The following is a 24,704-nucleotide window of genomic DNA, read 5'->3' on the forward strand; positions in this document are numbered from 1 at the left end:
CAGCATGGCTTATTTTGTTTGCGGATCGGGGGCGATTCAAATAAAACGGAAAATAATATTGGTTTTCTCAATCGTGGTTATTCTGTTAACTAGTGTTTTTTCATTTGCTTTAGCTGACGATAAAGAAGGTGATAAAACGGTCAAACCAAAAGTTGAAAAAGTTGGAGGAGTGGGGCTTGAAATTAGTAGATTTCCACTTGAACATTATCAAGCCCACAACGAAGCTGAGGATGGAATGATAAAGGGTACTATCGTTTCTCTGTCCAATGTAATGCTAGGCACGACACAAATAATTGTTCTTGTCGTTGATAAGGCGATGGATTTGTTTATGAGTGCTGAACCAATTGAAAACTTTAGTGATGCTATTACGAGTGTTTCTAAACAGATGTACAATGTTCTGAAAAAAAGCTTCGGGGAAATAATTTTTGTGTTTTTGATAGGCTTCCTAGTCTATCTATTTTTGATACGAGGTAATTTTAAAGACGGTATGAGACGTCTAGCTTTATTTTTCCTTGTCATGATTGTGGCAGGCTTATGGGTAAATAAAGCTGGATATTGGGTTGAATCTCTTAATGCCTTGTCAATTGAGGGACAAGGAAAACTTATAAATGTTGGAAATAAATTGGTTGATTCCTTTTCTGGGAAAACCGATTCTTCTTTGAGTATGGACGATGTGAAAAAGGGACAGGAGTTAAAAGGAACAACAGCCGTTTTGAGAAACTTTTATTTTGACGCAGCGTTGAAAAGTCCATATTTGGTTACTAATTACGGTACACCAAATGAAAAAACAATCTTGAAAAAAGGTAATGGAGAAGGTGGTCTTGATCGAATAGATACGCTGCTTTCTTTTAAACTGACTAGTGAGGGTCAAAGTGCGAAAAAGAAATTTATTAACGATAAGGAAGTCAAGGAATATAAAAATCAGAGTATTGCAGAGGGAAGTATTTACGCACAGTTAGGCTATTCATTTATAGGTTTGCTTGCTGCCATTTCTCTTGGTGTACCATTCTTTCTAATTCCTTTTCTTAATTTCTTGATTCAAATTATTATACTTGCGATTGCCCTGTTTCTTCCAATGGCGTTCATTCTTTCCTACGTTCCCCAGTTTGCTTATAGCGGATTCGTGTCGCTAGGAAGGATGCTTGCTTTATTTGTGATGAAAGCTATGCTCACATTTGTATTGATATTTGTTTATGCAATTTGCGTCATTACAAATAAAACCATTCCGCCAACAAATTTAGGAATGTACTTTTTAAATGTGGCAGCTATATCAGCAATTCTAATTGTTTCTTTCTTGAAACGTGACAAGATCATCAAATTTGTGACTGCTGGTAAAGTTCAATCTCTGGATGCGAATTTATTAGAGAATACTAGAAAATCCGTCGTTCAACCTTCATGGGAAGGTGTAAATAAAGTTGGAGGTAGTATTGGCGAATGGAAAAAGAAACATGATGCCAAAAAAGCTGCTGAACAAAAGAAAAAGGCAGAAGAGGAACAACAGTATTCAGCGGAAAGACGAAGTGCGCCACAAAATCAATCAACTACTGGCAATTCTAAATTTGATAGAACTTCACAGGATAATTTTAATAAGGGGGATTTAGCTGCGAAAAAAGAAGTTGAAAGAAAGCGTCAATTAGCAGCCTCTAATCAATTGGCGGAGGAAAACAAGGATAATACAGATGCTTCAAATGCTATGCCGAAAGTTGATGTTGAAAGAAGTGAACAACTTGCTAAAGATCAACTGAAAGAGGAAGGTGACAGTAATACAAGTGCTTCAAATGTTATGCCGAAAGTGGATGTTGAAAGAAGTGAACAGCTTGCTAAAGATCAACTGAAAGAGGAAGGTGACAGTAATACAAGTGCTTCGAATGTCATGCCGAAAGTTGATGTTGAAAGAAGTGAACAGCTTGCTAAAGATCAACTGAAAGAAGAAGGTGACAGTAATACAAGTGCTTCTAACGTTATTCCTAAAGTTGATGTAGAGAGAAATGAACAGCTTGCTAAAGATCAACTGAAAGAAGAAGGCGACAGTAATACAAATGCTTCAAATGCCATTCCGAAAGTGGATGTAGAGAGAAGTGATCAAATTAAAGAACATATTGCCGAAGAAGAAAAAACCAATAGTCCGAAGGGTTCAACATCAATTCATGAGGTTGATGTTGAAAGAAGCGATCAAGGTGTTTCTGAAAAAACGTTAACAGAGGAAAGTATCAGTAATCAAAAGCCTGTGAATCCTGTTCCTAATGCTAACGTAGCAAGAAATGAACAAACACAACTAAAAGAAAAAGTAAGTGCACCAGTTCCAAAAACTGAAAATGAAACAGTTAAGACGTCAGATACACAACCAAAAACCAAAAGAGTAATTCAGCAGCAACCAAAACACGTAAAAATTGAATTAGATCAAATAGATCAAATAGAGCGCCGTCAAAGCAAAAGTGATCGAGGAGGTAGTGGGTCATGAAAAAGCTATTGACGGCTTTTTTTACTTTTCTTCCAGTCGTATTTTTTGTGGGAATGCTGGTTGTTGTTGTGTTGATATTTGGGGGCAGTAACCAAAAAGAAGAAATTGGCGGTGGTGATGATGAGTACGTGACAAATGGCATTGCGCCAGAAATTGAAAGGTTGCGTCACGTATTTGAAAAATATGCCCGCAAAGAAGGTGTTTACGATCAGTTGAACATCATCATGGCGCTGACAATGCAGGAGAGTGGGGGCAGATACTTGGATATCATGCAATCAAGCGAATCAATAGGTTTGCCGCCTAACTCTATAACAAGTCCAGAGTATTCCATTCAAGTAGGAGTAAAGCATTTTGCGGCTGTCTTTAAAAAAGCAGGTGGAGACGTGCGTCTTACATTACAGTCTTACAATTATGGTGGTGGATTTATTGACTTCGTGAAAAAACGTGGAGGGAAGTATACAAAAGCTCTTGCGCTAGAATTTAGCAGATTCCAAGCTCTTAAATTGGGTTGGCGTAGTTACGGTGATCCTAACTATGTAGATCATGTTATGCGTTATTTAAAGGGCGGTGGCACTGTAAAGCCTGTCAACGGCGCTATGGAGGGATATGAAACTGTAATGAACGAAGCCCTTAAGTATGAAGGTGATCCATATCAATGGGCTGGTTCAACTCCAAAAACGGGTTTTGATTGTTCGGGTCTTGTTCAATGGGCGTATAGAAAAGCGGGTATTTCTTTACCCAGGACGGCTCAAGAACAATACGGAGCCACAAAAAAGATTGCTGAAAGTGAAGCAGTTGCGGGAGATTTAGTATTTTTTACAGGCACATATAAAGGTAAATTCATCACGCATGTGGGAATTTATGTAGGAGAAGGAAGAATGTATAATAGTAACGATGGTGGCGTTCAATATTCTGATCTTAAAAAGGGATATTGGCGAGACCATTTAGTTTCATTTGGCAGAATAAAAAATTAGGGGGTCTATTTCATGAAGAAAATTTTTTGGGTAATAGGTGGTGTCATTTTGATATTAGGGGCATTTAGCTACTACATGACTTACAACAAATTGAATGAAGAAAAAAATCAAGCTATTAGAGACAAACAAAAAATTGAGAATAAAATGAGTCAATTGGAAGAGTCTGAAGCTGCTGACATGAATCAAAAGTTTTTTGAAGCGTTCTTTCAATATGAAGATGCGGATGATCGTGAAGGTGCGGTTAGAAAGCTAGCAACCGATAAGGCTATGAGTTATGCGTTTCCTTCAAAGAGTCCTGAAAAACATAGTGTAACAATGCAGGGAGATTTGTTATCTCTCGAAAGCTATTCAAAGAAGGTAGATGAAGACAGGGAGCTTTACTTGAATGAAGTAAAAATTGCGCTTACTGTGAATGCTGTTACAACGAAACAGGAATTGATTATTCAAACAGAATTGAAAAAAGAAAAAGGTGGATGGATTGTTGATAATGTTCAAGTGAAAGGGAGTAATTAATGAAGTTCCCTACCTGTTTTAAATAAAGTTTGTTCTAGCACAATTCGTTATAAAAAGTCATTAAACAAAATAAAAGCCATCAAAGCAAACTTGATCGAGACCAAAGATCAGGAAAAGCTATGATGGTTTTTTAATTCTTGTCATTTATTTCAGAAATTTAATGAAGTGGGTGAGAGTTGAATTGAGCTTTAGGCAATAAACGAAGAATGTAAAAAAGGATTATTGATGATGTGCAGGTCAAGCAAAGTTTGTATTATGAAAGGAGCATTTTAATGGGTACGACAATATGTAAAGATGATCTGATCAAAATCGGATATAAAAAATATCAAGCTGTGAATTTAATTAGAGAAGCAAAAGCAATCATGGTTCAAAAAGGTTGCCCTTATTATAATAATAAAAGGCTCGGAAGAGTTCCGAGAGATGTAGTTGAATCTATTTTAGGGGTGTCCTTATCAGAAGAAGCGAGAGGAGTTTCCCAATGAAGAGAACTAAGTATGATGATGTTTACATTGATGATAACGGAGTTATTTTTTATCAAATAGAGTGTCAGAGTGAAGGGAAAAGAATACGTAAAAAATCTAAAGTGGGAAGTGATGGTAAACCTTTTTTGTCTGCTTTTGAAGCTCATAAAGAGGTAACTAGATTAAAAGGAGAAATAAATAAAAGGAGGTCAAATGATCACCTTTGAAAAAGAAACAAGAAAAAACAAAATATCCGGGAGTCTATTTAGACGAAAAAGGAAGGTTTTTTTATCAGTCTGAATTTGGAATAGATCGTATAACAGGTAAGAGGATAAGAAAAAAAGGAAGAAAAGATGCTAATGGAAAACCCTTTGCATCAGCATTTGAGGCTAATAAAGAGTTAACACGATTGAAAAGAGAATACCATAAAGTCAATAGCTTCTCGAATTATAAGATGACTTATGAGCAATTCATGAACCAAGTCTATATACCTTATTACCAAACAGAAGTTGAAGAAAGTACCTTTGAAGTTAAGGAAGGGATTCTTGAAAAAATAAAAGATAGGTTTGGATCGATGTCTCTTAGATCAATCTCAATTGAGGATGTACAAAATTTCCGTACATGGCTATTAACGAGCAAAAAAAGGGGAGGAGCTGGATATTCTCAATCCTACGCTAGTATGGTTTTTGGTGTCTTTCGACAGAGTTTAGATAAAGCAGTTGATATGCAGTATTTGGAATACAATATATCAAAGAAAGTTAAAGCAATACCAAAAGGTAAAGCAGTTGTTCCATATTGGACAAAAGAAGAGTTTGAACAAGTAATAAATCAAATATATATTGATGATTTTTATGAACACTTAAATTTTGTTATGATATGGGTGTATTACATGACCGGTATCAGAGTGAATGAAGGAACTGCTTTAAACTGGTGTGATATTGATTTGAAGAAGAAGCGTATGCGTGTCCATCATATGTTGATTCTTAAAACGAGGACAGAATGGAAAAGAAACTCTTATACAAAAACTGAAGATGGAAAGAGAACCATTGCGCTTGATGATGACACTATAAACATATTAAAAGTTTGGCGTGAACGCCAGCTAGCTATAGGTTTAGGAAAAGTAGATGATTTTGTCTTTAGTTATGATGGTTTGCCCATGATTAAATCAACAATTGGTAGGATGCTTTCTCGATATGCAAAATTGGCGGAAGTGAAGAAGATACAAGCGAAGGGGCTGCGTCATTCACATGCATCTTATCTCATCAATGAATTTAATGTTTCAGTTCTTGTTTTATCCCAACGTATGGGTCATTCAAGTCCAGAAATCACATTAAAGCATTATGCCCATATGTGGACTGGAGCAGATAATACGATAGCAGAAATGATGGCTGGAAATATTAAAATAAAGACTGCATCTGAAACAAAACTTCGATTCAATGGTAATCAGGCGATAAATAAGAAGAACCCCACCAAAAACCCCACCAAGGAAGCAAAAGGTTAAAAGAAACCTTTGTTTTAAAGGGGTTTGGGGAACCTACTACGATTGAATGGGAATAGTTGTAATAGAGCTAGAAACCTTTATGTATCAAGGTTTTTAGCTCTTTTTTATTTTTAATTGCACTTTTTGTTTCTGCTTTCCTAAATAGTCCACAGGTAAATTGATTTTTGTGGGAGGTATCATAGTTTTGCTTTGTCTCCTTAAAGGAGATGATCCAGAGCTACTACTGCTTATGAAGCTTTAGCTAATGGTATCAAAGAAGCGAAAACTATAAAAAATGAATAAACTTTATTTAAAAAAAGAGCTGATAAGATGAGTGATATATCAAACTCAAATGATTGGCTCTGTGTTATTTGCGTCTAGCTCTTGGATTATCGTTATGCTTATTATTAAATCTTTGAATCCCACTTTATTTTTCCTTCCGTTTTAATGCGTTAATGAATCATTCCATCCCTTACCCACATCAATCCATTGTGAATAACCGGAGTATTTTTCTAATTGTTTGATTGTTAGTTCAATAGCACTGTTTCTGCTCCCGCAGGCTGGATAGACTGTCTCAAAACGTTTTAGTGAAATATCTAAATAAACAGAAATGCCATTCTTTATAGCAAAAGGACATACTCCGCCAATTTCATGACCGACCAAGTCAACGACCTCATGAGGAGAAAGCATTTTAGCTTTTGTTTTAAAATATTCCTTGAATTTTTTGTTGTCAACTTTTGCATCGCCAGAGGTCACAACTAAAATAGCTTGCCCATTTACTAGAAAGGAGAGTGTTTTTGCGATTCTTTCAGGTTCGCAGCCCAATGCAGAAGCAGCCAAGTCTACGGTTGCACTAGATACTGAAAATTCTTGAATTCGAGTATCCATATCATATTGTTTAAAATAATCTTTTACTTTTTTGATTGACATGATGATTTCTCCTTTTTATTAGTATTGATTTGAAGTTTGCTCGACTTTATTATTTAAACGATATTGTTGTGGTGTTAGGTGATTCTTTCTCTTAAATAAACGAATGAAATGCTCTACATTTTGATAACCAACGGCTGCCGCAATATCATCTACTTGTAAATTGCTACCTGTGAGCATTTTGCAGGCTTTTTCCAATCTTATTTCTTGTCGAATCTCACTAAATGATTTGCCAAGTTTACGAGCTATATATTTTGACAGATAAGATTGTGAAAGGTTAAATTCCTCTGCCATCTCCTGGATTGTGATATGCTCACAACATTGCTGAATATATTGGAGCATTTGAATCATACGTATATCACTATATTGTTTGACCTGATTTACGTTCATATGACTTGGTTTGAATCTTAATAAGAGACATAATAATATCTCAAACAAATTATTCATAATCAATTGGTAACTAGGAAACCGATTGTGATTTTCTGTAAATAGTTGAAGAGAGCAGTCTAGCAAATTTTTATCCAAGCGACTATGGAAAATAAGAATATTTTTATTTTCTTTTATATACAATGCATTCAAAAAGAACTCTGAAATGACATGATTGCCTTTTAACATTTTAAAAAACACTTTTTGAAAAGTACTTTTACGGATCATGATTTGGATTGCGATTGTATTCTCCATGACAATTGGCTTGTGTATTGTATCAGGTGGAATAAAGGCAATATCTCCTGATTTTAAAGTCATTTTTTTATCTTCCACTTCTAAATACATCTCATTTTCCAGAACATAGATCATCTCAAAGAAATCATGGATAGCCGACAATGGAGGCATAAAACGGCTATACTTTCTCACTTCGATATCTTTCTCCTGACCTAACCACATGGTATCCTCTTTTTCAAATTCGTTCTGCCCTTTAAGCAAAAATTCTTCTATATATATTTGCTTATGCATTAAATTGTTTTGATCATAATCCTTCAAAAATAATTGCAATGATTGATTGTCATGCCTTTTCTGTTGGTATTGTTGATAAAAGATTTCTTGCTCGTTATATTCTCTTAAATATTGCATCGCTTCATGTTTTTCAAGTTTATCTTTTTCCATCTACATCCAAACCTCTAGCTTATTTACTGCAACCACAAGGGCCTTCACTGTTGCTTCTATAATATCTTTATCTATTCCAGCACCCCAATGCATTTTTCCTTGATATGAAATACCAATCTGTGCACAGGCTTTTGCTTGAGAATCCTTGCCCAAAGAATTCTGTTCATAGACTTCCAAAACATACTCGAGATTAAAGTAAGCTTTTAACGCATGACTGATTGCATCTAAACTTCCAGTGCCAGTTCCTTGTATTTCAATTTGTTGATGATCTCTCAGCAAAGTTAAGGTGACTTCCTGCTTCTCTCCTTTATGAAATTGATAATCAAGCACCTGGAAATGAGGGTGAAAATCAACATACTGCTTTTCAAATACATGATATATTTCTTCGACAGACAATTCCCTATTTGTCTGATCAGATACTTTCTTCGCTTCATATCCCATGGCTTCATTCATTTGATAAGGAAGTTGAATGCCATAATTTGTTTCTAGTATATAGCCTATGCCGCCTTTTCCAGACTGGCTATTGATTCGAATCACATCCGTTTGATAATTCCTCCCCAAGTCAACTGGATCTACTGGGATATACGGAACGTCCCATTTATCAACATGATTTTCCTTTCTATATTATATAGCATCTTGATGTGACCCAGAGAATGCGGTGAAAACCATCTCGCCAGAATATGGCTGTCTTTCATGAACAGTAATTTTGGTTAGTTTTTCATATTTTTTACGAATAGCTTCTAGGTTATTGAAATTCAATTTTGGATTATAACCTTGTGAATACATATTCATCGCCAAGGTAATCAAGTCTACGTTCCCTGTACGTTCACCGATACCAAATAATGTACCTTCGACTCTTTCTGCGCCAGCTAGCACACCAAATTCTGCATCACTCACCCCAGAGCCACGGTCATTATGAGGATGAACAGATAATGTCACACTGTCTCGGTAAGACAGATTTTTGTGTATATACTCAATCTGACTTGCAAAGATATGAGGCATTGAATATTCAACTGTTGTCGGAATATTGATGATCGCTTTATGATTTGGTGTCGGTTTCCAAATATCTAAAACACTCTTACAAATATCTAACGCATAATCCACTTCTGTTCCTGGAAAGCTTTCAGGACTATATTGAAAATAAATATCGCTTTCTGTTTTTTCGGCCAGTTCTTTTACTAAAATAGCTCCATCAATTGCAATTTGTTTAATTTCATCTTTTGTTTTCTTAAATACTTGTCTGCGCTGCGCTTCTGAAGTCGAATTATATAAATGAACAATCGCTTTCGGTACCCCCTTAATTGCTTCGAAGGTTCGGCGGATAATATGCTCTCTCGCTTGCGTGATCACCATAATCGTTACATCGTCTGGAATCATATGATGATCAATCAGTGTCCGTAATAGCCTAAACTCCGTATCGGAAGCAGCTGGAAATGCGATTTCAATTTCTTTAAAACCTATCTCTACTAGTAACTGAAACATTTCCAATTTTTCTTCTAAGTTCATAGGAATAGGTAATGCTTGATTTCCATCCCGTAAGTCCACACTGCACCATATCGGAGCACTTTCTAATGTTTCTTTCTTCACCCAATCATAAGTAAGGTTCGGTGGCAAAAAGTATTTCTTTTCGTATTTTTTGTGGTTAAACATCATCGATTCCTCCTGTAATTGGAATATAAAAAAAGCCTATCATCTCCAAGATTTAACTTGGAGACGAAAGACTTCTTCTTACGCGGTACCACCCCTGTTTCATGATAACCATACATTATCATGCCCTTATTCGGATACAGATTGTTATATCTTATATCCTTCCCATATAACGGTGGGGTGCCGACCTTAACTACATCAATACTTTTCATTTCACTAAGGCTACTCTAAGGTGAGTTCCCTACCTTTTTGTTATTGCTTCTCATCAACCAGCAACTTTCTGAAAACATTTCGGCAAGTACTATTCCTTATCATCGCATTCTAATTTTTCTGATTTTTTCTATTATACCAAGATGACAAAAAAGAGATAGTGGTAGGGATATCTTTTTTAATTGATTTTTTTTGTCCTATGGGTGCTTATCTTCATTTTAAATTTTATTTTCTTTATTTTACTTCTGTTTTAATGTGGTATCCTCTTCACCAAATAAAAATCCGAGGCCACAAATAAAGGTGAGTGAATTCAAAGCGAACAATAAAATTGCACCAATTTTTTTCATGACAATTAACCTCCTCTTAAATTCAGTCTGCTAGCCCTCAAAATTTAAATTCACTGGTTCATCCTCTAAATGATCCACAGTATTTTGTTCTGTCACTGGCACACTTTCATCTACAATTTTAAAACTAAGTTCGTCCATCCAAATTTGACCTGGACCTTGTAGTAATATGCCAAACGCAATGACTTCACTTTTTACTGGAACATCTAGTACTACACTAAAATGATTCCATCCATTTGTTCCTGTAATGGGACGGTTCATCATGTTGTCAAACGCAAGAACTTCACCTGAAGAATGGTCAATCCTCATCCATAAACCAGCTGAGCCTTTCACATCTTCGCTTTTGACAAAAGCAGAAAATTGAAGACGTTCCCCTCGATAACGATCAGACTTAATTTGTTGCATCAATGTTGCGAAACCTCCAGCTTTTTCATTTTTTGATTTTAAATAAGCGGAGTTAGTCCCACTGTGTACAATTCTGTTATCCAAACCTGTTTCATAGTCAGTTGGGGTATCCCCCGTCATAATCCAGCCAGTAGGTGTGTTCTGATGATCAGCCATATTTGTTTCCTCCTCATTAATCACATTTCTTAATAATTTCCGATAACGTGCGGGTGACATGTCATATATCTTCTTAAAGGCTCTAGTGAAGGATTCCTGTGAACTAAATCGATACTGCAATGCGATGTCAATCGCCCGTTGATCCGTATGAATTAAATCCTTTGCCGCTTGGGTCATCCGTCGTTCCCGTATATAATCAACCACTGATTTCTTAATCACTTTTTTGAACATACGGTGAAAGTGAAACCTAGAATAACCAGCGTGTTTCGCTAGAGTTTGAAGCGGTAAATCATCTTTCAGATGCTGTTCAATATAATTTAATGTTTCTTGAATCGTTTTTTCATGTTCTTGATAGGACAACCGTGCACCTCCTTGCTTTACGAGTTTAGTATAGCGGAAATGCTCTTTAGGAAACTTGACTTTTTGTGCTGTGTTGCAATTATAGAATGGACCTTTCTGTAATAGGTTCCAAAGCTAAGTATTCCGACATCGTGTGGAGACAGTCATTCTCAGGTTCAGGACTAGGTATCCGTGTATTTAGGTGAAACTAGAAATCGTCTGTGAATTTGATGCGATTCTCTACACTAACATAATCTAGATTAACAATAATATTAGTGATAATTGAAAAATGAGTAAAATTTTCACTAAAAAAACCAATAACAATTTTTATCCCAATTGATGTTTAGTTGTGAGGAACGTATAATAAATTCATATATTGTTTAAGGAGGTATTATATGTCAAATCATCAAGCTTCGGAACAAATGATAGGCTATATTTATCAAATAAGATATGCTTTATATCTCTTGCTTGAAAATGATGACGAAGAATCCAATATAAGTATAGAAAAATTTGATGATATCGCATTTACCAAACCAGATGGGTCAGAAAATGTATTTATCCAATTGAAACACCATACCAAAAAGTATGGGGACTTAACGGATTCAAGTACAGATATTTGGCGAACATTGAATGTGTGGATAAATGAACTGAAAAAGGATTGTGATTTACTAAAAAAAACCAAATTTTTGATAATTACTACTGCAAAATCACCAGAGAACTCAGCAAGTTTTTTTCTAACTACTGAAATGAATATAAGAAACCCAGAAAAAGCATTTACAATTTTAAAAAGTATTGCTGAAAAATCGAATAATAAAGCTCATAAAAGTTATTATGATAATTTCATAGAAAATATTTCATTAATTTCCAAGGAGTTACTATATAATGTTTATGTTGTTGATAAGTCTTCTAATATAGTAGATACCGCTTCACATATTAAAAAAATATTGAGGTATAGTTGTAAACCTCAATACATATCTTCTGTATTTGAACGTTTAGAGGGTTGGTGGACTAACAAAGCAATTGATGCACTTCGTTCAACAAAACCAGTATATGTTAATGCTAGGCAAGTAGCTTCTTATATTGTTGATATAAGCCAAGAATACTCTACTGATAATTTACCAATAGATATAGACAATCTCTACAATGATGTTGATAGTTCCTCTTTTGATGGTCAGCTCTTCTATGAACAATTAAAATTGATAGGAATAAATAAAAATAAATTGAAAGTTGCTTTACGAGATTATCAGAGAGCATTCAGGCAAAGAGCAAATTGGGTAAGAAACGATTTATTATACTTAAATGAATTAGATAGATATGAATCCAGATTGATAGATGAATGGGAGCATTGTTTTGCAGATATGGAAGATGAATTACAGGATTATGGTGAACTCACAGACGATATTAGCAAGAAACATGGGAAGTCGCTTTTTAAAGAAATTGAAAACAAAGACATTAGAATAAGAGAACGATGCTCTGAACCATTTATCATGCGTGGAAGTTATCATATTCTTGCAGATGATTTAAAAGTGGGGTGGCATAATGACTTTAAAGAAAGGTTAGATTATTTGATTGGAAGAGAAGTGGTTATCAAGTGAATAGCTGGAATGAACGATCCAAAGAAGTTGCATATCTTTTAAACCCTGCTTTTTGTGGTAGATTAATTTATACAGTTATAAAACAATTTAATAAAGTATCTAATAGAGCTTTTCCTTTTCCATTGATATATCTTATCTTGCCTCTTGTATTACACAAGAATACTAGAGACACTATATCAAGTAAAACTAAGTTTTTAATTTGGACACAAAAACATCCAGAATTATTAATTGGATATAGTGAACGTGTAAAAGAGCTTGTAGAGATAGCTAATGAATCTGTTGAATTTCTTTTGCAAACAAATATATTACTCATAAATGAAAATGCTGAATTAGAAGTAAATAGTACCCAAAAAGGTTTGAGTAAAACAAAATTTGTAGATGAAGAAATAAAACAGTGTCTGACAAAAAGTGAGCATATAGGTAGATGGTTTGCAAATGCAGGAAAAGTTGAGACTATTTTTATTGGTTTAGGGGTGCGTCCATAGTGCAAATACGAGAGCTTATTATTTATGGAGAAAACGGAAAAGTAAGAAAAGTTTCTTTTGAACTTGGTAAAGTTAATATTATCACAGGTAAGTCGAAAACTGGAAAATCAGCTATTGGTGATATTATTGATTATTGTTTAGGGGGAGATTCTTGTAATATAGCTGATGGTGTTGTAAGGGAAAATTCGCTATGGTATGGTTTATTATTACAATTTGATACAGAAAGGGTTTTCGTTGCTAGAAAAAATCCCGAAATAGGGCAACAAACAACAAATGTTTGTTACATTGAAATTGGTGAAAACATTAATTCTCCCAATGAGCTTAATTTTGAACAAAATGAAACTGTATCAGGTATTGAAACACTTTTATCGAATAGAATTGGTATATCTGAAAATTTAAATATTCCGCATGAAACTCAAACAAGAAGACCTTTATCGGCTAATATACGACATGCACTATATTATTGTTTTCAAAATCAAGACGAGATTGCTGCAAAATCTTTTTTATTTCATAGGCAGTCTGAACCTTTTATTACTCAATCAATCAAGGATACTTTACCTTATTTTATGGGTATAGTAAATGAAAAATTCCTCATTTTAGAAAGAGAGCGCTCTCTTCTTAAACGTAAAGTTTCAATAGAAAAACGAAAATTAGAGGAATTGGAAATGTTACAAGGTGGAGGATTACAGAAAGCCATTACTCTAATTTCTGAAGCAAAAGCTGTAGGTCTAATTCAAGATGAGCACAAAGTTGACTATGGGAACTTCACTGAGATTCATAATTTATTAAAATCTGTAGAAGATTGGACTCCAGATAATATTCAAACAATTGGTATGGATAAAATTAGTTACTTGCAAACCGAGTTAGATAAAAAACAGCAGAGTTTATTTGAATTAAATGAAGATGTTCAGTTTGCAAAAACCTTCAATGGAGAGACCTCATTCTTTTCTGAGGAAGTGGAACATCAAAAGTTAAGATTAAGTTCCATAGGCTTATTTGAAAAGATTGACTTCCGACCAAATCATTGTCCCCTTTGTAGTAATATACTTAATAATCCGCTACCTGGAATAGAAAGTATACGAACTGCTATCACAAGTTTAGATAATAATATAAAAAATGTAAGCAGAGAAAAGCCGAAAATTAGAAAATATATTGATAACTTAGAAAGTACTAGACAAAAATTAGTAGAAGAAATACAGAATATTAAAGCTCAAATTGATGGAATTTACAATCAAAATCAAGATGCTATTGCACTAAGAGACTTGTATACTCGAAAAGCTAAAATTTTAGGAAGAATAAGTCTTTGGCTGGAGAGTGTTAAAGATAGATCAGATTTAAGCAATATCGAAGAAAGAATAATGTCATTAAATGATCAAATTAAAAAAATTGATAAGCAATTAGATCGAGATACTCTTGAAGAAAGAAAGCAATATTCTCTGTCAAGAATATCTACTAAAATGACTGAATGGGCTACGCAGTTGGATTTGGAACATTCAGCTAATCCATATAGATTGGATATGAATAAAGTGACTGTTGTAGTTGATAAACCAGATAGAGTTGTTCCATTACAACAATTGGGTAGTGGTTCAAATTGGGTGGGAGTACATTTAATTGCCTACTTCGCTTTACAAAGTTTCTTTATTGAAAATAAAAGGCCAGTACCGCATTTTTTATTTTTAGATCAACCATCTCAAGTCTATTTCCCGTCAAAAGTACAAGAAAAAGATACTGACTGGAATATGGTGGGGAAAATATATGATTTTATTAATGAACGAGTTAAAACTTTAAATAAGAATTTACAGATAATTGTTGTTGACCATGCCAATCTAGTTGAGAATGAAAACTTTGAATCGTGTATTATTGAAAATTGGCATCATGGTGAAAAACTAATTCCTACATATTGGTATAAATAAATTTTCACAAAATTATGAATCTCTAAATAGACACTTTATAATGAGGTGTCTTTTCTAATTATTAGGCATTGATCCAAATGTGAAACAGTAATCATCACTAACGCCGTAAAGTTCATACAAAATGTGATGAAAAGATTGATGATATAACTTCTCAGCCTGTTCACTTTCTCTGTAACTTTCAATGCTTGAATATAAAAACGTGAATCATCACTTTTACCTCATTGTCAGGATTGCATCGAGAAGGCCGCTCATTTTAGGAGAAATAGAGGTAATATTACCAATATTAAGAATCATTGATTTCAAAATCCTGACATAATCATGTGCTTCAAGCTTTTTTCAAGTTTAAATAACTTTTCTTTTATGAGAAACACCCCATCTTTATTGGGTTCTTGTGCTAAGTAATAGGGGTGCTGACTGTCCCACTTGCTGGCAAGCTTTTCAATAGCCGGATTGAGTTCATAAAGAAAAGAAACATACTCTGATTGCGATTTTTGGATGAAATGAATATCCGTTTTCATTTGTTTCTTCTCTGTCTAATAGAATTTTATTCGTAATCCCTCTTCAAAATCGAATACATATACACATCATCAAACCCATTCTGACCAAGATCATACTCTCTCAATAAACCCTCACGTAAAAAATCAAAGTTCTTCAATAATTGAACAGAAGACGTGTTTGTTGGATCAATGATGGCTTCAATCCGGTTCAGATTCATCTCCTGAAACCCATATCGTAACACCGCAGCAATCGCCTCGCTCATAATGCCTTTTCTCCAATGATCGTGATGCAATTCATAGCCAATTTCCGTGCGGCAGTGCTGTTTTTTCAAATGAAAAAATCCACAGCTGCCGATGATCGCAGGATCATCTTTTAAAGAAATGCCCCACCGGATGCCTGTTTGTTCTTTGAAGATATCGTCATACCACTTGATTTCTTCTTTTGTGTCTTCGATGGTTTCATGAGCATCGATTCCCATGTATCGGCACACGGTTTCATTGGATAAATAGATGTGCATATCCTTAGCATCTGCGATTGTTGCTTGTTTTAAGATTAGTCTTTCGGTATGTATTGTTGGAAATGATTTTGGATAGGTGATTTTGTTCATTTTTTATCCTCCATGTGATGTCTTTTGTTCTGTACATGCCTTACAATAAAAAACCCCTTCATTCCTCAGCCAAGCCTTCACCTCTGTCATTCCTTTTCTCTTTGGATAGACCAGCTTAACGTAAACTTCTTCGTTTCCTTCTATCTTTTTCTAACAGCTAGCACACGTAGGTTCTTCAAATAGAAACAATCGACATACTCCTTTTTGTAGATATTTCTTCCATTATATCAAATATCCAACTTATTCTTTCGACTCCATTATTCACTTTTTCTGTTTTTATCCGACATATGCTAAGTAAAAGAAATGTCCGTTTGTTGAAACCGTTTGAGAGAAAGCGTGCTCTAACAGGTGTAGGAGGTTGAGTGAGATGAAGCAAGTGCGTCTAATTAAAAAAGCACAAAAAGGGAATGTCCCGGTATTTGAGAAATTAATGCTGATGTATCAGGAGCGTTTATATAAAACGGCTTTTCTCTACACAAGAAATAAAGAGGATTCGTTAGATGCTGTTCAGGAGACAGTATTTAAAGCGTTTAAGCATCTATCTGGTTTGAAAGAACCAGCTTATTTTTCTAGCTGGCTGACTCGGATTTTGATTCATACGATTTTTGCGATGAAGAAAAAGCAGCAAGATGTTGTGCCGTTTGAACAGCAGCACGAAAGCGTTGAGCGGAATGATTTTTTGGAAGACAAATTAGATTTAAAACATGCTCTTGATGTGTTAGATGAGCAATACCAGATTGTGATTCAGCTATTTTATTTTCAAGATTATTCGATTTCGATGATTTCTCAGCAGATGGGTATGCCTGAAGGAACGGTCAAAACTCATTTGTATCGCGCAAGAAAGTTATTAAAGCAAACGTTGGAAGAGGAGGAGAGTGTCGATGGAACGAAAACAAATGAAAAAGCTTTATGATGAGATTGAAGTACCAATTGTGGAAGTAACCTCTGCGGTTCGCCAAGCAATAGGAGATGTGAAAGCGGAAAAGAAAAGACGTTGGTTCACATGGAATTGGAGAACGCCAATATACTCTGTCATCGTACTGATCGTTCTTTATTTTTCATCAGGCTTCCTTTTTCCTTCTCTTAATACAGCGATGGCACGTGTCCCGATTATTGGACAGTTTTATATGATGTTTCACGATAAAGTAGGAATGTCTCTTTTTCAGAGTGATTTGGTGAAGCACGTCAATGAGGGGGCTGAATCAAGAGGGGTTACTGTGAAAGTGAACAGTGTGTACTATGACGCCGGGCGGCTTGTTTATACGTTTACTGTGGAGAATTTCCATACAAAAGAAGATTTTGTATCGTTTAGAGTGAATCCAGAAAAAATCGATGGAAACTTTCAACTGAATTTTGATAAAACAGAGTTAAAAAAATTAAAAGATGGCCGCTATGTTGGGCAGACGGAAGTCTATACAAATGGACAAACGATCAAACAAGGTCAACAAGTCCCGCTTGTTATTTCGAAGATTGGGGATATTGTAGGGAATTGGCGCTTCAAGTTACCTGTGGTCAAGCAAAAAACCACTTTATTAGCGGGACAAAAAGACGTGTCTATTTTAAATGGACGTTATCAAATAAGAAACGTAAAGGTTGAAAACGGAGTGAATGGCTCTGCTATTCAATATGCCATTGATTACAATGGTTTTGCCAAAGATGATAAAGTTAGTATACATGGGATGAAAGATAATTTAGGAAATGAGTATGAGCTTGAGATTGGAACTGTTTTAAGGAAAAAACAACTGACTTCTGATAAAAATAGAAAAGAACATTTGACGATTTTGAATCAGCCGATCAATCCAAAGGCGACCGAATTGACATTTGACACATCTGTGGATATCGAACGAGAATACAGCCACATCATTCCTCTCAAGACAAAGCTGCCTGTTCAGTTCAAAACAAAACACCATGGCATCGGAATCAAAATCAATAAGATAGAGCAAAAAGACCGTTCTGTGATGGTTGATTATCAATTTACTGGAGTAGATCAAAAAGAATTAGATCAGGATGTGATGAAGAATATAGGTGAATTCATTGGATTAGGCGATGTTGAAAAGATGAAATCATGGCCCAATCCACAAGCAGACTATGAAAGCGGATATTACTTGAAGGGGAACCATGCGAAGATGACGAATGTAAAGACAGCTTCCATGCAATCCACCTTTGAATTTGATGATAAGAATCTAGAGACTTTATCATTAAACCATTTTTCTTTTAAAGATTATGGGCTTTATCTTGATTTGTCAGAACTGAATATGTTGGCACCACAGAAAGCGATAAAGGTAACCATTCCAGTCAAAAAAGAAACTTCAAAAGCTAGTCAATAAATAAGAGAGCGAACATGATTATACATGTTCGCTTTTTGTCTGCTTTTGGACCAGCTGATTGCGATGGAACGAGTACCGAATCAACATGAATGCCACAAAACTAGCTAAACCGCCAATCCAGCTTAAGTTCGTGACATTTGTATATTGTATAATCACGCCGCCCATTGACGATCCGAGCATCATGCCAATATTCATAATCGCTGTATTAAAGCTCAGCACGGTTTCTGATGCTTGAGGTTTTAGAGAAATGAGATAAAACTGCTTTGCTGGCGTTGTCGTCCATGTTGCGATGCCCCATATGGCTAATGTGATCAAGACGCTAATTGTAGAAAATTGTGTAAAAAATAGGGTGAATAGAGCGAGCATCTGGATCATGATGCTGATCGAGATGGTTCGGTTTGGTCCCCATTGATCAACGGCGAAGCCGCCAAATCGTGAGCCTATAAAAGCAGCGATTCCTAAAATGAGTAAGGCGATACTTGTCATTTCAAGAGAGAAGCCAGCGGTCTGTCGTAATAAAGGTGAGATATAAGTGAACACCATTGTGTAGCCTAAGATCCAAAAGACGGTCGTGGCTAAGCCGCTGATCACCCTGCTATCTTGAAGGAGATGTAATTGCTGCTTCAATGGCAGTTGTGAATGTCCCTCCATGCGTGGCAGTAATTGATAAAGCAGTAGTAAAAGACAAGCAGTACCTAGTGCAATGATGAGAAAAATATAGTGCCAATCTACATGACCTGATAGAAATGTGCCAATAGGGACACCAAGTACGAGTGAAACGGTAAAACCAGTAATGACCGTCGCCATTGCACTTCCCTTTTTTTCTGGAGGGGCGATCTGCGCTGCATAATTCGTGGCGACGACAATATATAAGCCGCCACTCATGGCCATGATGACTCGGGATAGCAGGAGTAGCATAAAGTGATGGCTAAGAAAGGCGACCACATTGCCTAAAATAAACACAAAAATAGCCGATAACAGAACCTTTTTTCGGTTCAATTTCGATGTTGCCATCACTAAAAAGAGAGCACCTACTGCATAAAAGAGAGAGTAAACGGTGATAAGCTGCCCGGCAGCAGGAATGGAGATATTTAAATCAACAGAAATCATATCTAGAATGCCTGACACGACGAATTCTGAAGTGCCTGTGACGAATGAACCGACAGCTAAAAGAATAATCAATAACTGATGTGATGTGTTTTTCATTTTTGAACCCTTCCTTCAATTTGATACGTTGTATTTAGTTTAAATTCCGTGCTAACATAAGTAAAATTGATGTTTTTCATGAAGGAGATGAGTGAATACTCATGAGCTTTGTTCGCTTTGATATTATTGCAAAAGTGGTCGAGCTTGGCAGCTTTACCGCAGCAGCTGAAGCATTAAATATGACGCAGTCCGCGGTCAGTCATGCGGTGGCGAGTTTAGAAACGGAGTGGGATGTGTCCTTATTCATTCGTGATCGAAAAAAGGGCATCATGCTGACAGATATCGGTCAAACGCTTCTCCCGCATATTAGAGAAGTGTTAAATAGGGTGGAGAAGATCCAGCAGGAGATTGCGTTAACGAAAAATATCGAAACTGGCTTGATTCGTATCGGTACATTTGCCAGTGCATCTGCTTGTTTATTGCCTAAGCTGCTTGTGAGCTATCAGAAAAAGCATCCGAAAATCGAATTTAAATTTTATGAGGGGACGTATGAAGAAATATTGGAGTGGCTGGGCTCTGGCATCATTGATGTTGGATTTGTTGTGAAAGGCCATGCGGATGAAGCCTTTGACTTGTTGCCGCTGATCAAAGATGAAATGGTGGTCGCCTATCATCCAAATCATCGATTTCACCAGCTGTCCATTGTAGACATTACAGATTTGGCGGATGAACCATTTATTATGCCGACTGGCATGTATCAATCACATGTAGAGGATATATTTTCTGAGGCTCAATTGAAGCCAGCTACTTTATTTGAAGTACACGATTGTACGACCATTGCTCGTATGGTCGGAGAAGGACTTGGTGTCACGATAGGTCCTGAGCTGTTTTTAAAAACGCAGCAGCTTGTGCACATTCGAAAGTTGAATGTCTCTCATCACCGTGAGGTTGCACTTGCCTGTCCGTCTCTCTCCCAAGCTTCTCCGGCAGTGAAAGAGTTTTTCCATGTAGCCGCAGCAGTTTTTGCAAAAGAGAAGGATTTGGAGAAGGATGTATAAAGAACTAGATGCGATTTTCCAAATTCGTGTAATAAGACGAATGAAGCGGACATTTCTTTGAAAAATGTTCGCTTTTCGTATTGTGTTTTAAAAATGAAGTTGGTACAATAGACACAGAAATCAAATAGATAGAAGTCGTATAATAGCGGGGATATGGCCCGCAAGTTTCTACCAAGCTACCGTAAATAGCTTGACTACGTCAATTCACACTCGTTTGATATAAATCATGCATTGTTCTTGTTTTATGTCACCGTCTGAATTCACATATGTAGTCAAGCGTCCCAAAACTGTTGGGGCGTTTTTTATTTGACTTGTGAATGGGGCAGACTAAAGCAAAAGGACATGAAGGGAGTCAGTTGGCTTGAAACAGTTTTTTCAGTTTGATGAGTTAGGAACGAATTACCGCAGAGAAATCATCGGTGGTTTAACCACATTTTTGTCGATGGCTTACATTCTGTTTGTCAATCCGACCACACTTGCTTTAGTAGCAGTACCGGATTTTCCAGATAAATTACGAATTGATCAGGGCGCTGTCTTTACAGCGACGGCGTTAGCCTCTGCCGCAGGGTGTATTCTGATGGGGCTAATTGCCAGGTATCCGATTGCGATTGCACCAGGTATGGGCTTGAATGCCTTTTTCGCCTTCTCGGTTGTTCTTGGCATGGGCATCACATGGGAAGCAGCACTTTCTGGTGTATTTGTTTCAGGATTGATTTTCGTTGCCCTTTCTTTAACAGGTTTCCGTGAAAAAATCATCAATGCCATTCCGGCTGAGCTGAAGCTGGCGGTTGGTGCAGGTATTGGCCTATTCATTACGTTTGTCGGTCTGCAAGGCTCTGGCATTATTGCCAATAATGATAATACGCTCGTTTCGATTGGAAACATTCATAGTGGTCCTGTCTTATTAACGGTGTTTGGTATCGTGGTGACTGTCATTTTAATGGTTCTGCGAGTAAATGCAGGTGTCTTCATTGGGATGCTTGTGACAGCTATTGCAGGAATGATTGTTGGTCTTATCCCAGTACCGACTCAAATTGTGGGAAGTATTCCAAGCTTATCTCCAACCTTTGGACAAGCCTTGATTCACTTGCCAGACATTTTCTCGATTCAAATGCTTGTCGTGATTTTAACGTTCTTATTCGTTGGGTTCTTTGATACAGCAGGAACGCTTGTGGCTGTTGCAACCCAAGCTGGTTTAATGAAAAATAATGAGCTGCCGCGTGCAGGAAGAGCACTTCTAGCGGATTCATCTTCAATCGTTGTAGGTTCTGTTCTTGGAACATCGACGACAACATCTTATGTTGAATCTAGCTCAGGTGTTGCGGCTGGTGCACGTTCTGGATTTGCAGCTGTCGTGACAGGTATTTTCTTCTTGCTTGCGATGTTCTTCTCGCCGCTATTATCCATCGTTACATCGAATGTGACAGCACCTGCTTTGATTATTGTGGGTGCACTGATGGTCGCTCCGCTTGCGAAGATTGCATGGGATCGTTTTGAAATTGCCGTACCAGCGTTCTTAACGATGATTATGATGCCACTCACATACAGTATTGCAACAGGGATTGCGGTTGGCTTTATTTTCTACCCGATTACGATGATCTTTAAAGGGAAAGCCAAAGAAGTACATCCGATTATGTACGGATTGTTTGTGATCTTTATTCTCTACTTTGTTTTCTTAAATCATTAATTGTTGACAAAGGGTTAAAATGATCTTTATTTTATCCCTTTGTCTTCTTTCAGCGTGATAGAAAACATTTGAAGTCTAGGAAGGACGAGCACTGGCGCGGAGCGAATTTGACATTCGTAAGCACCAGCGCGCAGGACTGACAACGAATGCGAGGGGTTGTCTACACGCTGAAACAGCAGCTCATGGAAGCTGCTGTTTTTTTGTTTTGTCTTATTTTCTTGGCACTTTAAAACCTCTGCTGCCTTTTATCCGTCTATTCGTATGAACGTCAAGGAATCTTGACTGAACAGAGAGACTCCGCTACTTTAAGAGGAGTCATCCGAATAGGTCATTCGTATGAGCCTATAAGGATTGTGCTGGATAGGAGTTGATATGAGATGTTAGAAAAAGATGAAGAGCAAAGTACATCAGACTTAAAAAATGAAGAGCCATCAATAGATCAAGAAACGAGGCAATCCCGCCTTAGCAGAAGCGCCGCAAAACGTGGAAGAACGTCGAAAGTAAAAGCAGCAGCGGATGATGAGCGTTCTGCCATTCAGCGTATGCTGCAAGGTGTAGGAGGCGCGTTTAAGCGCTATGGCTCATATGGACTTGCGATGTTAAAATCACCGAGCCGGTCCATCAATCAAGCGGAAACATTACGGATGAAGTACGCCTGGATCTCGATTGTGTTATTCAGCGTGTTTTTTGCTTTAGGCAACTATGTTCAATTAAAGGCGTCAAAGACTCGTTTATTAGGCTTTGGCATTCATTACTCTTTTGGTGACGCCTTTTTGAGGGTAGCGGTCTTTACACTCATTTTGTTGACATTGATGATGCTGACCGTCTGGTTACTCGGAAAGTACATGCTAAAAGGAAACATATCACTGAAAGAAGTGATCATGAAGTTTGGTGCCGCACTTGTACCGGTTTTGGTTTTATCCATCCTTTGGCTTGTATTTGCCATGCTGAATATTCCATATGTGACGGTCATTTTATCTGTGATGATGTTTTTTGGTCTCCAGTTGATTGCGGTCGTACTGTTTCACTCGGTTCAATCGGAGCATGAAGCGGTGCGCGGTGATTTGATGTATGCCAGCTGGATCTTTTTATTGGTGGAGCTTGTCATCATTGCACTGCTTTGGAGCATTGTCGGAGAGTATTTGATTCCATCACTTGTGCCTGTTCGATTTGGATAATACACACACTGAAAACCTCCTTTTTTGAAAAAGGAGGTTTTCATGTTGAGAAGAGGAAAAAACGGGTAAACTCTTGGTAACAAAGACCACCTTTCTTGTCGAAAGATATATGTGTTTTTCTCGCGCAAATTTGATTGTATCAAGGTATGTTCTCTAGTAGAATATGGGGTGCTTTATTTGATTTTTTAGTGCAGGGGGTTCGAATCGTGCTTCAACAACTTTTATCCAATGCGTTCACCATGGTTTTGATCATTTTAGTCATTAATATTGTCTATGTCTCTTTTTCCACCATGCGTTTGATTTTAACAATGAAAGGAAGACGGTACGCAGCTGCATTTGCTGGTACGATTGAAATGCTTATTTATGTGATTGGATTAAGTATCGTACTTGATAACTTAGATCAAATCCAAAATGTCATTGCGTATGCGCTAGGTTATGGGATGGGGATCATTGTCGGGATGAAAATTGAAGAGAAGCTGGCACTTGGCTACACAACTGTTAACGTGATCACAAAAGAATTAGATGTCGATCTCCCAAGACAATTGAGAGAAAAAGGATATGGTGTCACCACCTGGGCAGCAGGCGGTCTTGAAGGAGACCGGTCAGCAATGCAAATTTTAACACCGAGAAAATATGAACTGCAATTATATGAAACGATTAAAACGCTTGATTCAAAGGCGTTTATCATTTCTTATGAGCCCAAATCAATTCACGGCGGCTTCTGGGTGAAGGCTGTGAAGAAAAGGAGAATTAAAGAATGACCGCAAAACCAAAGAAGAAAAAATTCTATGTGGAAGACAACATGTCGATCGATCAAGTGTTGTCCCAGATGGCAGCGGAAGGCTACTCGCCTGTCCGACGAATGGAGGAGCCGGTTTTTCAAGAAAAGAAGGAAAATGGGTCGATTCAGATCATTCCGGTTGGGAAAAAAATCGTATTTGAAGGAAAAATAGTCTAAATCCGAACATTAAAACGACGACTTCATAGATTGTTCGATAAATCCGTTGACATCATGAACATCCGTTGTTAAGATAAACATGAATTCAAAACACGAACCTCATATAATCTTGGGAATATGGCCCATAAGTTTCTACCCAGTTACCGTAAATGACTGGACTATGCAGGATAGTGAACAAAACTGACATGGCGTTTCAAAAGCGAACAGCGCTTACCATGGCCCGGTTTGTGTTGC

General features: G+C 36.8%; 23 protein-coding genes, 1 pseudogene, 2 riboswitches and 1 other annotated feature. Of the genes and pseudogenes, 16 read left to right on the forward strand and 8 right to left on the reverse strand.

Going from position 1 to position 24,704, the window contains the following annotated elements:
* Nucleotides 1-4: 4 nt before the first annotated feature.
* From MHI33_RS03655 to MHI33_RS03680, 6 genes are all read left to right on the forward strand, one after another.
* Entirely contained in the window at nucleotides 5-2,461 is a 2,457-nt protein-coding gene (locus MHI33_RS03655; protein ID WP_340909198.1) for a CD3337/EF1877 family mobilome membrane protein, read from the forward strand.
* A 53-nt stretch (nucleotides 2,462-2,514) separates the two neighbouring features.
* Nucleotides 2,515-3,435: a lysozyme family protein gene (locus MHI33_RS03660; RefSeq protein WP_436967813.1), complete on the forward strand. Its 921-nt coding sequence runs from the start codon at nucleotides 2,515-2,517 to the stop codon at nucleotides 3,433-3,435.
* 12 nt (nucleotides 3,436-3,447) lie between these two features.
* Nucleotides 3,448-3,948: a hypothetical protein gene (locus tag MHI33_RS03665; protein WP_216927604.1), complete on the forward strand. Its 501-nt coding sequence runs from the start codon at nucleotides 3,448-3,450 to the stop codon at nucleotides 3,946-3,948.
* Nucleotides 3,949-4,220: 272 nt separating this feature from the next.
* Nucleotides 4,221-4,430 carry a DUF3173 domain-containing protein gene (locus tag MHI33_RS03670; RefSeq protein WP_044141488.1) on the forward strand — a complete coding sequence of 70 codons (210 nt, stop codon included), beginning with the start codon at nucleotides 4,221-4,223 and terminating at the stop codon, nucleotides 4,428-4,430.
* On the forward strand, nucleotides 4,427-4,636 hold the full coding sequence (locus MHI33_RS03675; RefSeq protein WP_044141489.1) for a hypothetical protein: 210 nt from the start codon (nucleotides 4,427-4,429) through the stop codon (nucleotides 4,634-4,636). The genes MHI33_RS03670 and MHI33_RS03675 overlap by 4 nt, the downstream gene beginning before the upstream one ends.
* The gene (locus MHI33_RS03680) at nucleotides 4,633-5,910 is read left to right on the forward strand and encodes a tyrosine-type recombinase/integrase (protein WP_044141490.1); all 1,278 of its coding nucleotides are present in this window, start codon (nucleotides 4,633-4,635) and stop codon (nucleotides 5,908-5,910) included. The genes MHI33_RS03675 and MHI33_RS03680 overlap by 4 nt, the downstream gene beginning before the upstream one ends.
* Nucleotides 5,911-6,333: 423 nt before the next feature.
* Here MHI33_RS03680 and MHI33_RS03685 read toward each other — a convergent pair whose 3' ends face one another.
* The 4 genes and pseudogenes from MHI33_RS03685 to MHI33_RS03700 form a co-directional block, all read right to left on the reverse strand.
* Nucleotides 6,334-6,819, reverse strand: coding sequence for a YbaK/EbsC family protein (locus MHI33_RS03685; RefSeq protein WP_065099129.1), 486 nt, complete (start codon nucleotides 6,817-6,819; stop codon nucleotides 6,334-6,336).
* Nucleotides 6,820-6,837: 18 nt separating this feature from the next.
* Nucleotides 6,838-7,917: an AraC family transcriptional regulator gene (locus MHI33_RS03690; protein ID WP_340909212.1), complete on the reverse strand. Its 1,080-nt coding sequence runs from the start codon at nucleotides 7,915-7,917 to the stop codon at nucleotides 6,838-6,840.
* Nucleotides 7,918-9,567: pseudogene (locus tag MHI33_RS03695) on the reverse strand (2-isopropylmalate synthase).
* Between the two features lie 56 nt (nucleotides 9,568-9,623).
* Nucleotides 9,624-9,888 (reverse strand) — a binding site (T-box leader).
* 263 nt (nucleotides 9,889-10,151) lie between these two features.
* Nucleotides 10,152-11,039, reverse strand: a complete 888-nt coding sequence (locus tag MHI33_RS03700; RefSeq protein WP_340909214.1) for an AraC family transcriptional regulator — start codon at nucleotides 11,037-11,039, stop codon at nucleotides 10,152-10,154.
* Between the two features lie 374 nt (nucleotides 11,040-11,413).
* On the opposite strand from MHI33_RS03700, the gene MHI33_RS03705 reads away from it, so the two are divergent.
* Genes MHI33_RS03705 through MHI33_RS03715 form a run of 3 tightly spaced genes read left to right on the forward strand, consistent with a single transcriptional unit; the run spans nucleotide 11,414 to nucleotide 15,011 of the window.
* The gene (locus tag MHI33_RS03705; protein WP_260335832.1) at nucleotides 11,414-12,613 is read left to right on the forward strand and encodes an ABC-three component system protein; all 1,200 of its coding nucleotides are present in this window, start codon (nucleotides 11,414-11,416) and stop codon (nucleotides 12,611-12,613) included.
* A complete protein-coding gene (locus MHI33_RS03710; protein ID WP_228280397.1) occupies nucleotides 12,610-13,098 on the forward strand; it encodes a three component ABC system middle component in 489 nt (162 codons plus the stop codon). Before MHI33_RS03705 ends, MHI33_RS03710 begins: the two co-directional genes overlap by 4 nt.
* Nucleotides 13,098-15,011, forward strand: a complete 1,914-nt coding sequence (locus MHI33_RS03715) for a DUF3732 domain-containing protein (RefSeq protein ID WP_283924194.1) — start codon at nucleotides 13,098-13,100, stop codon at nucleotides 15,009-15,011. The genes MHI33_RS03710 and MHI33_RS03715 overlap by 1 nt, the downstream gene beginning before the upstream one ends.
* Before the next feature lie 299 nt (nucleotides 15,012-15,310).
* On the opposite strand, the gene MHI33_RS03720 is transcribed toward MHI33_RS03715, so the two are convergent.
* The 3 genes from MHI33_RS03720 to MHI33_RS03730 are packed head-to-tail and all read right to left on the reverse strand — an operon-like array spanning nucleotide 15,311 to nucleotide 16,260.
* Complete coding sequence (locus tag MHI33_RS03720; RefSeq protein ID WP_260335835.1) at nucleotides 15,311-15,529, reverse strand: hypothetical protein; 219 nt, start codon at nucleotides 15,527-15,529, stop codon at nucleotides 15,311-15,313.
* Between the two features lie 26 nt (nucleotides 15,530-15,555).
* Entirely contained in the window at nucleotides 15,556-16,116 is a 561-nt protein-coding gene (locus tag MHI33_RS03725) for a GNAT family N-acetyltransferase (RefSeq protein ID WP_340909228.1), read from the reverse strand.
* A gap of 3 nt (nucleotides 16,117-16,119) precedes the next feature.
* The gene (locus tag MHI33_RS03730) at nucleotides 16,120-16,260 is read right to left on the reverse strand and encodes a Fe3+ hydroxamate ABC transporter substrate-binding protein (protein WP_340913768.1); all 141 of its coding nucleotides are present in this window, start codon (nucleotides 16,258-16,260) and stop codon (nucleotides 16,120-16,122) included.
* A gap of 223 nt (nucleotides 16,261-16,483) precedes the next feature.
* Between MHI33_RS03730 and MHI33_RS03735 the strand changes: the two genes are divergently transcribed.
* On the forward strand, nucleotides 16,484-17,029 hold the full coding sequence (locus MHI33_RS03735) for a sigma-70 family RNA polymerase sigma factor (protein WP_340909231.1): 546 nt from the start codon (nucleotides 16,484-16,486) through the stop codon (nucleotides 17,027-17,029).
* The gene (locus tag MHI33_RS03740) at nucleotides 16,998-18,443 is read left to right on the forward strand and encodes a DUF4179 domain-containing protein (RefSeq protein ID WP_340909233.1); all 1,446 of its coding nucleotides are present in this window, start codon (nucleotides 16,998-17,000) and stop codon (nucleotides 18,441-18,443) included. Before MHI33_RS03735 ends, MHI33_RS03740 begins: the two co-directional genes overlap by 32 nt.
* 18 nt (nucleotides 18,444-18,461) lie before the next feature.
* On the opposite strand, the gene MHI33_RS03745 is transcribed toward MHI33_RS03740, so the two are convergent.
* Entirely contained in the window at nucleotides 18,462-19,649 is a 1,188-nt protein-coding gene (locus MHI33_RS03745) for an MFS transporter (RefSeq protein WP_340909235.1), read from the reverse strand.
* A 101-nt stretch (nucleotides 19,650-19,750) separates the two neighbouring features.
* On the opposite strand from MHI33_RS03745, the gene MHI33_RS03750 reads away from it, so the two are divergent.
* The 5 genes from MHI33_RS03750 to MHI33_RS03770 all read left to right on the forward strand — a co-directional run bounded on the left by MHI33_RS03750 (nucleotide 19,751) and on the right by MHI33_RS03770 (nucleotide 24,470).
* Complete coding sequence (locus MHI33_RS03750; RefSeq protein ID WP_335351302.1) at nucleotides 19,751-20,647, forward strand: LysR family transcriptional regulator; 897 nt, start codon at nucleotides 19,751-19,753, stop codon at nucleotides 20,645-20,647.
* Between the two features lie 115 nt (nucleotides 20,648-20,762).
* Nucleotides 20,763-20,864: riboswitch (purine riboswitch) on the forward strand.
* 144 nt (nucleotides 20,865-21,008) lie between these two features.
* Entirely contained in the window at nucleotides 21,009-22,334 is a 1,326-nt protein-coding gene (locus MHI33_RS03755; protein WP_126741185.1) for an NCS2 family permease, read from the forward strand.
* 377 nt (nucleotides 22,335-22,711) lie between these two features.
* Nucleotides 22,712-23,512, forward strand: a complete 801-nt coding sequence (locus MHI33_RS03760) for a hypothetical protein (RefSeq protein ID WP_113768213.1) — start codon at nucleotides 22,712-22,714, stop codon at nucleotides 23,510-23,512.
* Between the two features lie 206 nt (nucleotides 23,513-23,718).
* Nucleotides 23,719-24,273, forward strand: a complete 555-nt coding sequence (locus MHI33_RS03765) for a DUF2179 domain-containing protein (protein ID WP_003214176.1) — start codon at nucleotides 23,719-23,721, stop codon at nucleotides 24,271-24,273.
* On the forward strand, nucleotides 24,270-24,470 hold the full coding sequence (locus MHI33_RS03770; protein ID WP_044141514.1) for an NETI motif-containing protein: 201 nt from the start codon (nucleotides 24,270-24,272) through the stop codon (nucleotides 24,468-24,470). Before MHI33_RS03765 ends, MHI33_RS03770 begins: the two co-directional genes overlap by 4 nt.
* Before the next feature lie 79 nt (nucleotides 24,471-24,549).
* Nucleotides 24,550-24,651, forward strand: a riboswitch (purine riboswitch).
* The last annotated feature ends 53 nt before the right edge of the window (nucleotides 24,652-24,704 follow it).

It is taken from the genome of Bacillus sp. FSL K6-2971, from assembly GCF_038006405.1.
GTDB lineage: Bacteria > Bacillota > Bacilli > Bacillales > Bacillaceae > Bacillus > Bacillus pumilus.